The 13,144-nt window shown below is 63.5% G+C and carries 12 protein-coding genes; 5 read left to right on the top strand and 7 right to left on the bottom strand.

Annotated features, from left to right (window positions below; genetic code table 11):
* Window positions 1–185 precede the first annotated feature (185 nt).
* A complete protein-coding gene (locus tag NKH42_RS15435; protein WP_352687798.1) occupies window positions 186–1,388 on the top strand; it encodes a pyridoxal phosphate-dependent aminotransferase in 1,203 nt (400 codons plus the stop codon).
* A 6-nt stretch (window positions 1,389–1,394) separates the two neighbouring features.
* Here NKH42_RS15435 and NKH42_RS15430 read toward each other — a convergent pair whose 3' ends face one another.
* Window positions 1,395–1,790, bottom strand: coding sequence for a (R)-mandelonitrile lyase (locus NKH42_RS15430; protein WP_352687800.1), 396 nt, complete (start codon window positions 1,788–1,790; stop codon window positions 1,395–1,397).
* 30 nt (window positions 1,791–1,820) lie between these two features.
* On the bottom strand, window positions 1,821–2,417 hold the full coding sequence (locus NKH42_RS15425; protein ID WP_352687802.1) for a methyltransferase family protein: 597 nt from the start codon (window positions 2,415–2,417) through the stop codon (window positions 1,821–1,823).
* Window positions 2,418–2,563: 146 nt separating this feature from the next.
* Here NKH42_RS15425 and NKH42_RS15420 point away from each other — a divergent pair, with 146 nt between their 5' ends.
* The 3 genes from NKH42_RS15420 to NKH42_RS15410 all read left to right on the top strand — a co-directional run bounded on the left by NKH42_RS15420 (window position 2,564) and on the right by NKH42_RS15410 (window position 6,981).
* Window positions 2,564–3,430, top strand: coding sequence for an alpha/beta fold hydrolase (locus NKH42_RS15420; protein WP_352506732.1), 867 nt, complete (start codon window positions 2,564–2,566; stop codon window positions 3,428–3,430).
* 163 nt (window positions 3,431–3,593) lie between these two features.
* Entirely contained in the window at window positions 3,594–5,645 is a 2,052-nt protein-coding gene (locus NKH42_RS15415) for an elongation factor G (protein WP_352687804.1), read from the top strand.
* Window positions 5,646–6,483: 838 nt separating this feature from the next.
* The gene (locus tag NKH42_RS15410) at window positions 6,484–6,981 is read left to right on the top strand and encodes a methyltransferase family protein (RefSeq protein WP_352740171.1); all 498 of its coding nucleotides are present in this window, start codon (window positions 6,484–6,486) and stop codon (window positions 6,979–6,981) included.
* A 256-nt stretch (window positions 6,982–7,237) separates the two neighbouring features.
* Here NKH42_RS15410 and NKH42_RS15405 read toward each other — a convergent pair whose 3' ends face one another.
* Complete coding sequence (locus tag NKH42_RS15405; protein ID WP_023719100.1) at window positions 7,238–8,134, bottom strand: LysR family transcriptional regulator; 897 nt, start codon at window positions 8,132–8,134, stop codon at window positions 7,238–7,240.
* A 97-nt stretch (window positions 8,135–8,231) separates the two neighbouring features.
* Window positions 8,232–9,206, bottom strand: coding sequence for a thioredoxin-disulfide reductase (trxB, locus tag NKH42_RS15400; RefSeq protein ID WP_254819256.1), 975 nt, complete (start codon window positions 9,204–9,206; stop codon window positions 8,232–8,234).
* Between the two features lie 254 nt (window positions 9,207–9,460).
* Here trxB and NKH42_RS15395 point away from each other — a divergent pair, with 254 nt between their 5' ends.
* Window positions 9,461–9,937: an Lrp/AsnC family transcriptional regulator gene (locus NKH42_RS15395; protein WP_023678347.1), complete on the top strand. Its 477-nt coding sequence runs from the start codon at window positions 9,461–9,463 to the stop codon at window positions 9,935–9,937.
* 264 nt (window positions 9,938–10,201) lie between these two features.
* Here the strand turns inward: NKH42_RS15395 and NKH42_RS15390 are convergent, their stop codons facing one another.
* The 3 genes from NKH42_RS15390 to NKH42_RS15380 form a co-directional block, all read right to left on the bottom strand.
* Window positions 10,202–10,777 (bottom strand): D-sedoheptulose-7-phosphate isomerase, encoded by a 576-nt coding sequence (locus tag NKH42_RS15390; protein ID WP_352687809.1) that lies wholly within the window; start codon window positions 10,775–10,777, stop codon window positions 10,202–10,204.
* 7 nt (window positions 10,778–10,784) lie between these two features.
* Window positions 10,785–12,263: a D-glycero-beta-D-manno-heptose-7-phosphate kinase gene (gene rfaE1 / locus NKH42_RS15385; RefSeq protein WP_352687811.1), complete on the bottom strand. Its 1,479-nt coding sequence runs from the start codon at window positions 12,261–12,263 to the stop codon at window positions 10,785–10,787.
* A gap of 139 nt (window positions 12,264–12,402) precedes the next feature.
* On the bottom strand, window positions 12,403–13,035 hold the full coding sequence (locus NKH42_RS15380) for a LysE family translocator (RefSeq protein WP_352687813.1): 633 nt from the start codon (window positions 13,033–13,035) through the stop codon (window positions 12,403–12,405).
* Window positions 13,036–13,144: the final 109 nt, after the last annotated feature.

Below are 13,144 nucleotides of genomic sequence, written 5' to 3'. Positions count from 1 at the left end.
ACTGGCGGACCGGCTACGGTCCCTGCCGTTCAAGCTTTTACCGATCGTTGATGAATTTATTGTTGCCAGCATTGCGCGCTGGCTCATTCGACCATGCCTGCGCTGGGCTTGCGCTTGACCAGATGATGCGACATGAGAGGCGCCGCGGCGCCTTCGCCGCGCCGGTCTTCCTGGAGATATCTGTCATGGCCTTTCTTGCCGACGCCCTTTCCCGCGTAAAGCCTTCCGCGACCATCGCGGTGACGCAGAAGGCGCGCGAGCTGAAAAACGCCGGCCGCGACGTGATCGGGCTGGGCGCCGGCGAGCCGGACTTCGACACCCCCGACAACATCAAGAGCGCCGCGATCGAGGCCATCCGCCGCGGCGAGACGAAATATCCGCCGGTCTCCGGCATCGTGCCGCTGCGCGAGGCGATCGCGAAAAAATTCAAGCGCGAGAACAATCTCGACTATCGACCGGAGCAGACCATCGTCGGCACCGGCGGCAAGCAGATCCTGTTCAACGCCTTCATGGCGACGCTGAACCCCGGCGACGAGGTGATCATCCCGCGGCCTTACTGGGTGAGCTATCCCGAAATGGTGGCGATCTGCGGCGGCACCTCGACCTTTGCCGACACCTCGATCGACAACGGCTTCAAGCTGACGGCGGCCGTGCTGGAAAAGGCGATCACGCCGCGCACCAAATGGCTGTTGATGAACTCGCCGTCGAACCCTTCGGGCGCCGCCTATACCGAAGCGGAGCTCAAGAGCCTGGCCGACGTACTGTTGAAGCATTCCCATGTCTGGGTGCTGACCGACGACATGTACGAGCACCTGACCTATGGCGACTTCGTCTTCAAGACCATCGCCGAGGTCGAGCCTAAGCTCTATGAGCGCACGCTGACCATGAACGGCGTGTCCAAAGCCTATGCCATGACCGGCTGGCGCATCGGCTATGCGGCAGGCCCGGTGCCGCTGATCAAGGCGATGGACATGATCCAGGGCCAGCAGACCTCCGGCGCCTGCACCATCGCCCAATGGGCGGCGGTCGAAGCGCTGAACGGGCCGCAGGATTTCATCCCGAAGAACAAGGCGATCTTCCAGGGCCGGCGCGATCTCGTCGTCTCGATGCTCAACCAGGCGCGCGGCATCACCTGCCCATCGCCGGAGGGTGCGTTCTACGTCTATCCCTCCTGTGCCCAGCTGATCGGCAAGACGACCAAGAGCGGCAAGGTGATCGACAGCGACGAAACCTTTTGCTCGGAACTGCTCGAGGCCGAGGGCGTGGCGGTTGTTTTCGGCTCGGCCTTTGGCCTCGGCCCGAACTTCCGCATCTCCTACGCCACGTCGGAGGCTCTGCTCGAAGAAGCCTGCACGCGCATCCAGCGCTTCACCGCCGCGCTGGTCTGAGACGTTTCAGCCGCCATACTGCTCGTCGCTGACCTTCTCCAGCCAGTCGGCATGCACGCCCTCCAGCGCCTCCTGCATGGCGATGTGCGTCATCGCCGATTTCGGCGCGGCGCCGTGCCAGTGCTTTTCGCCGGGCGCAAAGGAGACGACGTCGCCGGCCCTGATCTCCTGGATCGGCCCGCCCCAGCTTTGCGCGAGACCGGCACCGGACGTGACGTAGAGCGTCTGGCCGAGCGGATGCGTATGCCAGTGGGTCCGGGCGCCGGGCTCGAATCTGACCAGCGTGGCGCGTAGCCGCGCCGGTGCCTCCTTCTCGATGATCGGCGTCTGCAAAACCCGGCCAGTGAAGTATTTTTCCGGCGCAACAATCGTCGGCACGCTGCCACAGCCAATAATCTTCATCGTCGCAAATCCTCGATCCAATCCAGTGTCTTAGAGACTACCACTTTCGTCCGATGCCGGCTGCATCTCCTGCCGGCTGCGGGCAAAACGCGGCCAGAACAGGCCGGCACGTCCGCTATAGGCCTGGTAGGCACCGGCCAACCTTGTACGTGAAAATTTTCGCTCTTCGTCCAAGGCCGCGATCACATAGATCGCAACGATGCCGGCGACCGGCACGACCGCCCACACCGACCAGGTCGCGATACCCCATCCGATCCAGAAGATGATGTAGGATGTGTAGAACGGATGACGGACATGGCTATAAGGGCCTTCGGTCACCAGGCTGTCGGGATTGTCCGGATCAAACGCGAAACGCAGCCGCGCCTTGCGCGAAACCGAGATCGCCCACCAGAACAGCGCCGAGCTTGCCAGTTCGACGGCAAACCCGCCGATCTTCGCTGCAACCGGTTGCCGCTCGATCCATAGCAGCGCCAGAAAGAACAGCGCCGTGCCGACCACGACGGCCGAAATGATCATGGCGCCTTGAGACATGCTCGGCGACTGGAAATGCCCGCGCATCGACCAGGCATATTGGCCGAGCGTCGCGATGCTGCTGATCGAGAGGAGAAGGTCGAGCGTGGATTCCATCATCAGGCTCCGGGGGTTAGCTGTGGTGGATTCGGCCATCATAGCCGGCAGAAACCGAGAAATCATTTCTTAACCACCGTTCTAAACAACATGGTGACCTCAGCATGCGATGTTGACCTCGAGACAATTCGAAGGTCCAACCGGATATGGCCGTTTCCCACCGCACGATCCGCACGCCGCAAGCGGATTTGCGCCTCAGCCAGTCGTCGGGACCCGGCATCCCGCTTGTCCTGATCCACGGCTCGGGCAGTTCGCGCACCGTATTCGCCCGCCAGTTCGACAGCCCGTTGGCCGCCGCCCATCGGCTGATTGCTTTCGACCTGCCCGGCCATGGCGAATCGTCGGACGCCCGCGATCCGGCGACGGACTACACCATCGCCGGCCTTGCCCAATCGGCGGCTCAGCTCCTCGATGCCTTGGGCATCGGTCGCGCCGTTGTCTTCGGCTGGTCTCTTGGCGGGCACGTGGCAATCGAGCTCGCGAGTTTTCACCGCGCCGTCGGCGGGCTGATGCTGACCGGCGCGCCGCCGGTATCGAAGGGTCCTTTCGGCATGCTGCGCGGCTTCCATGCGCATTGGGACATGCTACTGGCGTCCAAAAAGACGTATTCCGAACGCGATGCCGAGCGCTTCGAAACGCTCTGCTTCGGAGACACCGCCGACCCGTCCTTTCGCAAAACCATCCTGCGTACCGACGGCCGGCTGCGCGCCGCGGTGACGCGCGGCATGCTCACCGGCAAGGGCGCCGACCAGAGACAGGTGATCGAGCAGGCCGCGTTTCCGGTCGCCGTCGTCAATGGCGAGAACGACCCGTTCGTCCGGCTCGGCTATTTTGAAACGCTCGCCTACGGCTCGCTGTGGGAGCATTGCCACATCATTCCCGGTGCCGGGCATGCGCCTTTCTGGGAGCGTGCGGACCTGTTCAATCCGTTGCTCGCGCGCTTTGCCGAGACGGTGTCAGTGCAGCGCATTGAGGCAACGCCACTGGCGTCGCGCCGAACCGGCACCGGCTGAACCGGCCCCAACTTCAAATCCCTTCAACCTCAAATCCCTTGCCCTCCCGGCCTGCCCGTGGGACGATGCCCTTTGGGTAGGTGGCAAATTGAAAAAAGCCTCGCCCGCGACGGCCGACAGGCCGGCCGCCGCTCACAGGGAAACGCCTGAGTGGAGGTCAGCCATGGGTACTCGCGCCGGAGGACGACGCACGGGACCGAAATGCATTGCCATAGTCGGTCCCTTTGCAAGCGGTAAGACGACACTTCTCGAAGCCATACTCGCCCGTACAGGCGCCATTCCCCGCCAGAATCCCGTTTCGTCCGGAAATACCGTTTCCGATCATTCGCCGGAAGCGCGCGCTCACGGCATGAGCGTCGAGGCGACCTTCGCCACAACCGATTTCATGGGCGAGCCGTTCACCTTCGTCGATTGTCCCGGCTCCATCGAATTCTCCTTCGAAGCCGAGCCGGTGCTGGCTGCCTGCGACGTCGCCGTGGTCGTCGCCGAGGCTGACGAGAAGAAGATCCCTGCCCTGCAGCTGATCATGCGCAAGCTCGACGATCTCGGCGTGCCGCGTATGCTGTTCCTGAACAAGGTCGACAAGGCGATATCAGGCGTGCGCGACACGCTGAAGATGCTGCAGCCGGCAAGCACGGTGCCATTGCTGCTGCGCCAGATCCCGCTGCGCAAGGACGGCGTCGTCATCGGCTCGATCGACCTCGCTCTGGAGCGTGCCTACATCTATCGCGAATATGCCGAGAGCGAGGTCGCCCAGATCCCGAGCGACGACAAGGCGCGCGAGCTCGAGGCGCGCTTTTCCATGCTGGAGACGCTCGCCGACCATGACGACCGCCTGATGGAGCAATTGCTGGACGAGATCGAACCGCCAAAGGACGCGATCTTCGATGACCTCGCCGCGGATCTGCGCGACGGCACGGTGACGCCGGTGCTGATCGGCACCGCCGAGAAGGGCAACGGTGTGCTGCGCCTGTTGAAGGCGATCCGTCACGACGCACCCGATATCGCGGCGACGCGCCAGCGTCTCGGCGCTCCCGACGGCAATGCCACCGTGGTCCAGGTGATGAAGACCATCCACACCGCGCATGGCGGCAAGCTGTCGGTCTCGCGCATCCTGTCCGGTCAGGTCGCCGACGCCGCCGAGCTGTTCCTTCCCAGCGGCGAGACGGCAAAGGTCTCCGGCATCTACAAGATGCTCGGCAAGGACCAGGTCAAGCTGACTTCGGCCAAGGCCGGCGACACGGTGGCGCTCGGCAAGCTGGACGCCGTCAGGACCGGCCAGACGCTGAGCTCGACCAAGGGCGGCATCAAGCCTCTGGTTACGCTGGCGCCGCCGCAACCGGTCTTCGCCTTCGCGCTGCGGCCGAAAGAGCGCAAGGACGAGGTCAAGATGTCGGCGGCCATCCAGCGCCTGGCCGAGGAAGATCCCTCGCTCAGTCTGCATCACAACCAGGATTCAGCCGAAACCGTACTGTCCGGTCATGGCGAGATGCATCTGCGCGTCGTGCGCGAGCGGCTGGAAGGCAAGAACCAGATCCCGGTCGAAGGCCATGTGCCGGCCGTGCCGTATCGGGAGACTATCCGAAAAGCGACGCAGCAGCGCGGCCGCCACAAGAAACAGTCGGGCGGCCACGGCCAGTTCGGCGACGTCGTGCTGGAGATCAAGCCGCTGCCGCGCGGGTCCGGTTTCCAGTTCACCGATACGATCACCGGCGGCGTCGTGCCGAAGACGTACATCCAGTCGGTCGAGACCGGCGTGCGCGATTACCTGAAATCCGGCCCGCTCGGCTTTCCGGTCGTCGATGTTGCCGTCAACCTTTCCGACGGCTCCTACCATGCGGTGGATTCCTCCGACATGGCCTTCCAGATGGCGGCGAAGCTGGCGATGAAGGAAGGCATGGCCGCCTGCTCGCCGGTGCTGCTCGAACCGGTGATGAAGGTCGAGATCGTCACGCCGTCGGATGCGACGTCGAAGATCATCGCGCTGATCCCGCAGCGGCGCGGCCAGATCCTCGGCTACGACGCGCGGCCCGACTGGCCGGGATGGGACGTGGTTGAGGCGACCATGCCGCAGGCCGAGATCGGCGACCTCATCATCGAGCTGCGCTCGGCCACGGCTGGTGTCGCCAGCTATCGGGCCGTCTTCGACCACATGGCCGAACTCACCGGGCGGTTGGCCGACGAAGCGCTGAACGCCAACGGCAAGGCCGCCTGAAACAGCTTGCGGCGGCCAGAGCACAAGGATGCACACAAGGAAACGGCGCCCGGATCATTCGGGCGCCGTTTCGTTGCGGACCGTCTTCGTGGGAGGCGAAACGGCAGGTCCGCCGCATGCTTGCCGCCGGTGTCTGGCGGCGGAGGATGGTTCGGACGCGGTAGCTGCCTGAGCCCGGGTCGTCCGAGTGATGCCCCCATCCCCCGGACGAGCCACACCGCGTCCTATGCTCTGCTTACCCGATTTGGCGTGCCAACGCATGTTACCCGAGGTTACATGTCACTGTTACGCGCCAGTTCCGGCCGATTTTCCGGCGAAGTGTTGGTTTCGGGCAACAAAAAAGCCGGATCAATGAAGACCCGGCTGAGTTTGATTGGAAGTGCCTGTTAAGGCTAACCTCCAGAGGGGAACACTCGAGAGCGCTAATGGGAGGAGAACGCGCTCAGGAGATGATCTATATATGTGCTCTTCATGCCCAAGAAACAAGCATCTATTTTGCAACACTCACATGCAAAAAGGCGCCGGCTGTGGTCTAATCCGTCCCGAAGCGCAATAGGACCAGTTGAATCGCTGAAATACAGCGTGCGGCAAGGCAAAAATCGATCCGCAGCCGCGAATCAGCAGCGATTCCTGCTCGGAAAGTCGAAAAACGCAGAATGACGTGGAATCGTGCAGCACGCGTTTGTTTTTTCGGCAGCCAGACCTTGCTGGTGCATGCCGCCCAAAAAGCCCGCCATCGAGCTTGACCTGAGGGTGTAGCGGTTTGGGTTACATGCCGGACAAGACCTGAAGCGCTTTGCAGGAGACCGTTCAAGGCCGCACCCGTAAGGAGAGCTATATGCGAGCCACATCGGCGATCGCCGGCAGCGTCATCTTCCTTGCGGCAGCGCCCGGCGTGGTCGCCGGACTGCTGCCTTGGCTGCTGACCGATCGCTATCGCCTGCCCTGGTCGAGACTGCCCGGTTTCGTTCCTGTGGGCTGGCTGCTGATTGTCGCCGGCACAATCGTGCTGCTGCACGCCTTTGCCCGTTTTGCCCTGGAGGGCCTGGGTACGCCAGCCCCGGTCGCGCCGACCGAGAGGCTGGTCGTCGGCGGCATTTATCGCCATGTCCGCAACCCGATGTACGTCGCCGTGCTGTCGATCGTCCTCGGCCAGGCACTGCTGTTTTCGAGCGGGACGGTCGCCGCCTATCTAGTCATCGCCGCGGCCGCCATGATCTCCTTCGTGAAACTATATGAGGAACCGACGCTTGCCCGCCGCTACGGCGCCGAATACGAAGCCTACCGCCGGGCCGTACCAGGCTGGCTGCCCCGGCTGACGCCTTGGCGCGGGTAATTTCTGGACGCCGACAATTGGCGAAACCGGCGGGACAGCTCCTTCTCCCCGTCACTATACGGGGAGAAGTGCCCGGCAGGGCGATGAGGGGGCATCAGGACTGCCCATCGAAGGGCAAGTGCGACAAAGGCTGGCGCTGCCCCTCATCTGGCTGCCGCCAGCTTCTCCCCATATACTGACGGGAAGAAGGACGAATTCGCCGAAGCCTTCGCCAATCGCCCGACGTTGCTCAGAAGTCGACGAGCGGCACTGGTAACTAAAACGACCAGCTGCGCGCCTTGGCGATGATGAAATCGCGGAAGACATGCAGCTTCGCCTGGTTCTTCATCGCGTCGGGATAGGCGAAATAGGTATCGAAGGACGGCACTTCGGTTTCGGGCAACAACTGCACCAGCCCGGAATCCTTGCTGACCACATAATCCGGCAGCATGGCGATGCCGGCGCCGCCCTGCACCGCCCGCTTGATCGACAGTATGTCGTTGATCTGCAGCGTCGGCACCCTTTGCCCGCCTTCGAAATCGCCGACCGTCTCCAGCCAGTTCAGTTCCGACAGATGCGCCGGCACCGGGACGCCGAAGGTGACGATGCGATGGGCCTTCAGCTCGGCGATCGAATTCGGCTTGCCGTATTTATTCACATAGGAGGGCGCCGCGTAGAGATGGAAATGCACGGTGAACAGGCGGCGCTGGATGAGGTCCGGCTGCTGCGGCTGGCGCAGCCTGATGGCGCAGTCGGCCTGGCGCATGGTGAGATCGAGCTCCTCATTGGCCAGGATGAGCTGCAGGCTGACCTCGGGATAGAGCTCAATGAATTCCTGCACGCGCTCGGTCAGCCAGCCGGCGCCGAGGCCGACCGTGGTCGTCACCCTGAGCACGCCGGAGGGCCGGTCCTTGGTTTCGGTCAGTCGCGATTTGATGGTTTCAAGCTTCATCAGCACGTCGTGTGCCGTGCGGAACAGCATCTCGCCTTGCTCGGTCAGCACCAGGCCGCGGGCATGGCGATTGAACAGCGGCACGCCGACGTCATGCTCGAGCGCGCTGACCTGCCGCGAGATCGCCGATTGCGACAAATGCAGTGTTTCCGCGGCATGGGTGAACGACCCCGCTTCCGCTGCGGCGTGAAACACGCGTAGCTTGTCCCAATCCAACGCCATGATTTCCCCTCGTCCTGTTTTCTGGCGTCCGCCTGTTTTGGCGTCTGAATGAAAAATCAGGCTTTTGCGCGGCTTGTCTCAGCCGCTTGTTCAACAATCACTCCGCCGCTTCGCGGTGAACCTCGATCCCCGCCAAATATTTTTCCGCCTCGAGCGCGGCCATGCAGCCGAGACCGGCCGCCGTCACCGCCTGGCGGTAGATGTCGTCGGTCACATCGCCGGCGGCGAACACACCCGGCATATCGGTGCGGGTCGAATCCGGCGCCGTCCACAGATAGCCGTTCGGCTTCTGCTTCAGCTTGCCGGCAAACAGCTCGACCGCCGGCGCGTGGCCGATCGCCACGAACACGCCGTCGACCACCAGATGCATCTCCTGCCCGGTCACCACGTTGCGCAGCTTCAGCCCTTCGACCGACGGCGGCAGCGGCGCCTTGCCGGGCCTGCCGGTGATCTCGTCGACCACCGTGTCCCAGATGATGCGGACATTGTCTTTCTGCAGCAGCCGCTCGCGCAGGATGCGCTCGGCGCGGAAATCGCTGCGCCTGTGGATAACGGTGACGCTCTTGGCCAGGTTGGAGAGATAGAGCGCTTCCTCCACAGCCGAATTGCCGCCGCCGATCACCGCGACATCCTTGCCGCGATAGAAGAAGCCGTCGCAGGTGGCGCAGGCGGAGACGCCAAAACCCATGAAGGTCTGTTCGCTCGGAATGCCCAGCCATTTCGCCTGCGCGCCGGTGGCGATGATCAGAGCGTCGGCGGTATAGATCGTGCCGGAATCGCCCTTGGCGCGGAACGGCCGCACGTTCAGGTCGACCTCGGTGATGATGTCGTTGACGATGTCGGTGCCGACATGCTCGGCCTGCCTGAGCATTTCGCTCATCAGCCATGGACCCTGGATCGGTTCGGCGAAGCCCGGATAGTTTTCGACGTCGGTGGTGATCATCAGTTGCCCGCCCTGCTGCAGGCCGGCGACCAGCATTGGCTTGAGCATGGCGCGGGCGGCATAGATTGCCGCCGTATAGCCGGCGGGGCCGGAGCCGATGATGAGAACAGGCGCGTGCTTGGTGATCATGAAAAGCCTCTGCGGGGAGCAGCCATGGATTGTGGCATGAACTCTCGTCGATTGTTGCGCGTAATGTAAGTGTTGCCTGCGACGCCAGCAAGGCAAGTTGCCGTTCGTCCCCGGAAAGCTTCGGCGCCGGCGACGGCGACAAGCAACCGCAGCAAGATGCTGCGAAAATCCTCGATCCAGCGGATGGAATAGACAGCAAAGTCGTTTAACTACAAAGTCGCGAAAGATTCTTTCGCGTCACCACGGAAGCCGCCATGCCGATCAAGGCCGATCTCGATGCCATCGACTGGAAGATCCTGCGCGAGCTTCAGCAGGACGGACGCATGACCAATGTCGAACTGTCGAGCCGCGTCGGCATTTCGGCGCCGCCGTGCCTGCGCCGCGTCCGGCGGCTGGAAGAGGCCGGCATCATCCGCGGCTACCGTGCCCTGCTCAACGCTCCGGCACTCGGCCTCGACGTCGTCGCCTTCTGCCTGATCGGCCTACATCACCAGGCCGACGCCGAGCTCAAGACCTTCGCCGAGCGCACCCGCGGCTGGCCGATCGTGCGCGATGCCTGGATGGTGTCGGGCGAATCCGATTTCCTGCTGCACTGCGTGGCGAGCGATCTCGGCACCTTCCAGACCTTTGTCATCGAGGAACTGGCCTCGGCCCCCAATGTCGATACGGTGCGAACCGCGCTGACCATCCGCCGGGTCAAGGACGAAGGGTTGGTGGCGTTTTCGGCTTGAGACCAGGCAAAGCCCCGGAGAAACAAAACCCGGAAACAAAAAACCCGCCTCGGCGGGCGGATCGTCGGTGGGAATCATCACCGTAGTTGAATTAGTAGCATAGCTGCCGGCACAAAGCAAGAACAAAATGTGGCTATGCGTCAAATAATACAGACTGGCGCTGCCCTCACCTTACCTTCCCCGTGAAGGACGGGGAGAGGGGTCGCCAGCGTTGCGGCTACTTCTCCCCGTTGACAATTGACGGCCTCTACCGGCCTGGCGCAATCACCCTGCGTCGCAGAGGCGCGTTTCGACCAGTTCGCAGAGATGGTGGTAAAGGCACAAATGCCCCTGCTGGATGATCGGCGTCGAGGTCGAGGGTACGTTGAGCAGGATGTCGGAGAGCGGCTTCAGCTTGCCGCCGGTGTCGCCGGTCAGGCTGACCACCGTCATGCCCATCATGCGCGCTTGCTGGGCGGCGGCGAGGATGCTTGGCGAATTGCCGCTGGTCGAGATGGCGATCAGCACGGCGCCTGCCGAACCATGCGCCTCAACCTGGCGCGCAAACACCGTGTCGAAGCCGTAATCATTGCCCCAGGCGGTCAGCACCGCCGCGTTGGCCGGCAGCGCGATGACGTTATAGGCCTTGCGCTCCCTGAGGAAGCGGCCGACCAGCTCGCCGGCGATATGGATGGCGTCGCTGGCCGAGCCGCCATTGCCTGCGATCAGCAGGGCCTTGCCCTGCGAAAGCGCGGCGACGACGGCGCTGACCGCCCGCTCCATCTCGCTGGTCAGGTCGCGCTCGACCATCGCCGAAATCGCGGCCGCCGAGCGGGCCAGGTAATCGTTCAGTTCGGACATGAAACCCTCAGTTCCCGGCGCGCAATCTGCCGATGGTGCCGGTCGTGCTCTTGCCGGCGACGAGATCGACCAGCACGACGCGCCCGCCGGCCTTCTGCACGACATCGGCGCCAACCACCTGATCGACCGTATAGTCGGCGCCCTTGACCAGTATGTCCGGGCTCAGCGCCTCGATCAGTGAAAGCGGCGTATCCTCCTCGAAGATGACGACGGCGTCGACCGAGGCAAGTGCTGCAAGGACGCAGGCCCTGTCATGCTGGTCGTTGACCGGGCGCCCCGGCCCTTTCAGCCGGCGCACCGAGGCATCGCTGTTGAGACCGAGCACCAGCCGGTCGCACTGGCTGCGCGCCGCATGCAACAGGCTGACATGGCCGGCATGCAGGATATCGAAACAGCCATTGGTGAAACCGACGCTCAAGCCCTCGTCCTTCCACGCTGCCACCAGCCGCGCCGCGGCCGCGGCATCGAGGATGGCATCCTTGTGGGCGACCGGACCATGCGAGCGAAACAGCGCACCGGTGAGTTCCTCGATCGTCAGCCGCGCGGTGCCGCGTTTGCCGACGACGACGCCGCCGGCGGCGTTGGCGATCGATCCGGCCAAGACACGATCAGCCCCTGCTGCAAGAGCCAGCGCGAAGGTCGCGATTACCGTGTCGCCGGCGCCCGAAACGTCGAACACTTCGCGCGCCTGCGTGGCGATATGGCGGGCGTCGTCCGCACCGACGACGCTCATGCCCTTTTCGCTGCGCGTCGCGACGACGAAATCGAAACCGTGCGCCGAAATCAGCTGGCGCGCCGCCGCCTCGATCTGGTCATCGGCAAACACTGCGTGGCCGACCGCCTCGCCGAGTTCCTTGCGGTTGGGCGTGATTGCCGTCGCGCCGGCATAACGCGCATAATCCCTACCCTTCGGGTCGACCAGCACCGGCTTGCCCGCTTCCCGGCAGATCGAGATCAGCTCACCGGCGACGCCGTCGAGCAGCACGCCCTTGCCATAGTCGGACAGGATGACGATGTCGGCGCGCACCAGCGCTTCGCGAAAATGCCCGACCAATGTCGCGTGCTCGGCATCGCCCAGCGGCTTGATTTCCTCTTCGTCGAAACGCAGCACCTGCTGGTTGAGCGCGCTGAAGCGGCTTTTGGACGACGTCATGCGATCGGCATCCTGCGACAGCCCGCCGGTGTCGACGCCAAATTCGCCGAGCATGCGCATGAGGTTCTTGCCGGCCTCGTCGGCGCCGATCACCGAGACCGGTATGACGGCAGCGCCGAGCGAAACGATGTTGGCCACGACATTACCGGCGCCCCCCATCGCCAGCGTTTCGCCGCGCCCGTGCAGCACGGGGATCGGCGCTTCCGGCGAAATGCGCTCGATCACGCCGTTGACGAAACGGTCGAGGATGAAATCGCCGACCACCAGCACGGTGGCGCTGCCGAAGCGCGAAATGGCGCGGTGAAGAGGTTCGGGAGAGGGCAGCTTGATCATGTCAATGCGTGGGAGAGCCGATTTTCGGTGACGGGGAATTCGATTGGCAGGGCCGGCCGTTCATGGCGATGCCGATATACCGCAATTTCAGCCGACGCAACGGCAGGCCTTCGACCGATGACGGCGGCGAGGCAATGCGTCAGCTTTTCTGCAACGCGACATGCACGCCCAGTCCGACAAGCACCGCACCGCCGGCCCGCCGCATCAGGCGCTGCGCCCGGCTCGACTGCCGCAGCCTGGCGATCACTGCGCCGGCCAGCACCACGCAAACAATGTCGGCCGACGAGAACATCAAATTGACGATCGTTCCAAGCACGACGAACTGCAGCCACACCGGAAACGCCGCCGAGGCATCGATGAACTGCGGCAGGAACGCCATGAAGAAAATCGCCGTCTTGGGGTTGAGCACCTCGACGGCAACGCTCTCGAAAAAGGCGCGGCGGGCGGATTTCGGCTGAATTCCCGGCAAGACAACGTCGCTTTGCGCCTTGGCGCGAAACAGCGAAACACCGAGCCAGATCAGATACAGCGCACCGACCAGCTTGACCGCCATGTAAAGCACCGGCACGGCATGGAACAGCACCGACAGGCCGACAGCGGCGGCGAAGACATGAACGTAGCCGCCAAGATGGATGCCGAGCGCCGCCATCAGGCCCGACCAGCGGCCGCGCGCCATGGTTTGCGCAGCGGCATAGAGCATGGCGGGGCCGGGGATATAGGCGAAGATCGCCGTGGTGGCGAAAAAGGCGACAAGCAGTTCGGTTGACGGCATTACCTTGCTCCTGTCGCCGGTTGGCCGGCAGGCCGACTGAAACGTGACGTTTGCGGCGGCACTGTGGCGCTCATCCAACCGCCCCGCCACCTGCTTTATCGACAGGCCT

This window comes from Mesorhizobium sp. M1142 (assembly GCF_040318565.1).
Classification (GTDB): Bacteria; Pseudomonadota; Alphaproteobacteria; order Rhizobiales; family Rhizobiaceae; genus Mesorhizobium.
This window is presented reverse-complemented; position numbering and strand designations above follow the sequence as displayed.

Excerpts from the sequence above, each read along its gene's own strand:
- NKH42_RS15435 (WP_352687798.1), top strand. The coding sequence starts at position 186 with ATGGCCTTTCTTGCCGACGCCCTTTCCCGCGTAAAGCCTTCCGCGACC.
- NKH42_RS15430 (WP_352687800.1), bottom strand. The coding sequence starts at position 1,790 with ATGAAGATTATTGGCTGTGGCAGCGTGCCGACGATTGTTGCGCCGGAA.
- NKH42_RS15425 (WP_352687802.1), bottom strand. The coding sequence starts at position 2,417 with ATGGAATCCACGCTCGACCTTCTCCTCTCGATCAGCAGCATCGCGACG.
- NKH42_RS15420 (WP_352506732.1), top strand. The coding sequence starts at position 2,564 with ATGGCCGTTTCCCACCGCACGATCCGCACGCCGCAAGCGGATTTGCGC.
- NKH42_RS15415 (WP_352687804.1), top strand. The coding sequence starts at position 3,594 with ATGGGTACTCGCGCCGGAGGACGACGCACGGGACCGAAATGCATTGCC.
- NKH42_RS15410 (WP_352740171.1), top strand. The coding sequence starts at position 6,484 with ATGCGAGCCACATCGGCGATCGCCGGCAGCGTCATCTTCCTTGCGGCA.
- NKH42_RS15405 (WP_023719100.1), bottom strand. The coding sequence starts at position 8,134 with ATGGCGTTGGATTGGGACAAGCTACGCGTGTTTCACGCCGCAGCGGAA.
- trxB (WP_254819256.1), bottom strand. The coding sequence starts at position 9,206 with ATGATCACCAAGCACGCGCCTGTTCTCATCATCGGCTCCGGCCCCGCC.
- NKH42_RS15395 (WP_023678347.1), top strand. The coding sequence starts at position 9,461 with ATGCCGATCAAGGCCGATCTCGATGCCATCGACTGGAAGATCCTGCGC.
- NKH42_RS15390 (WP_352687809.1), bottom strand. The coding sequence starts at position 10,777 with ATGTCCGAACTGAACGATTACCTGGCCCGCTCGGCGGCCGCGATTTCG.
- rfaE1 (WP_352687811.1), bottom strand. The coding sequence starts at position 12,263 with ATGATCAAGCTGCCCTCTCCCGAACCTCTTCACCGCGCCATTTCGCGC.
- NKH42_RS15380 (WP_352687813.1), bottom strand. The coding sequence starts at position 13,035 with ATGCCGTCAACCGAACTGCTTGTCGCCTTTTTCGCCACCACGGCGATC.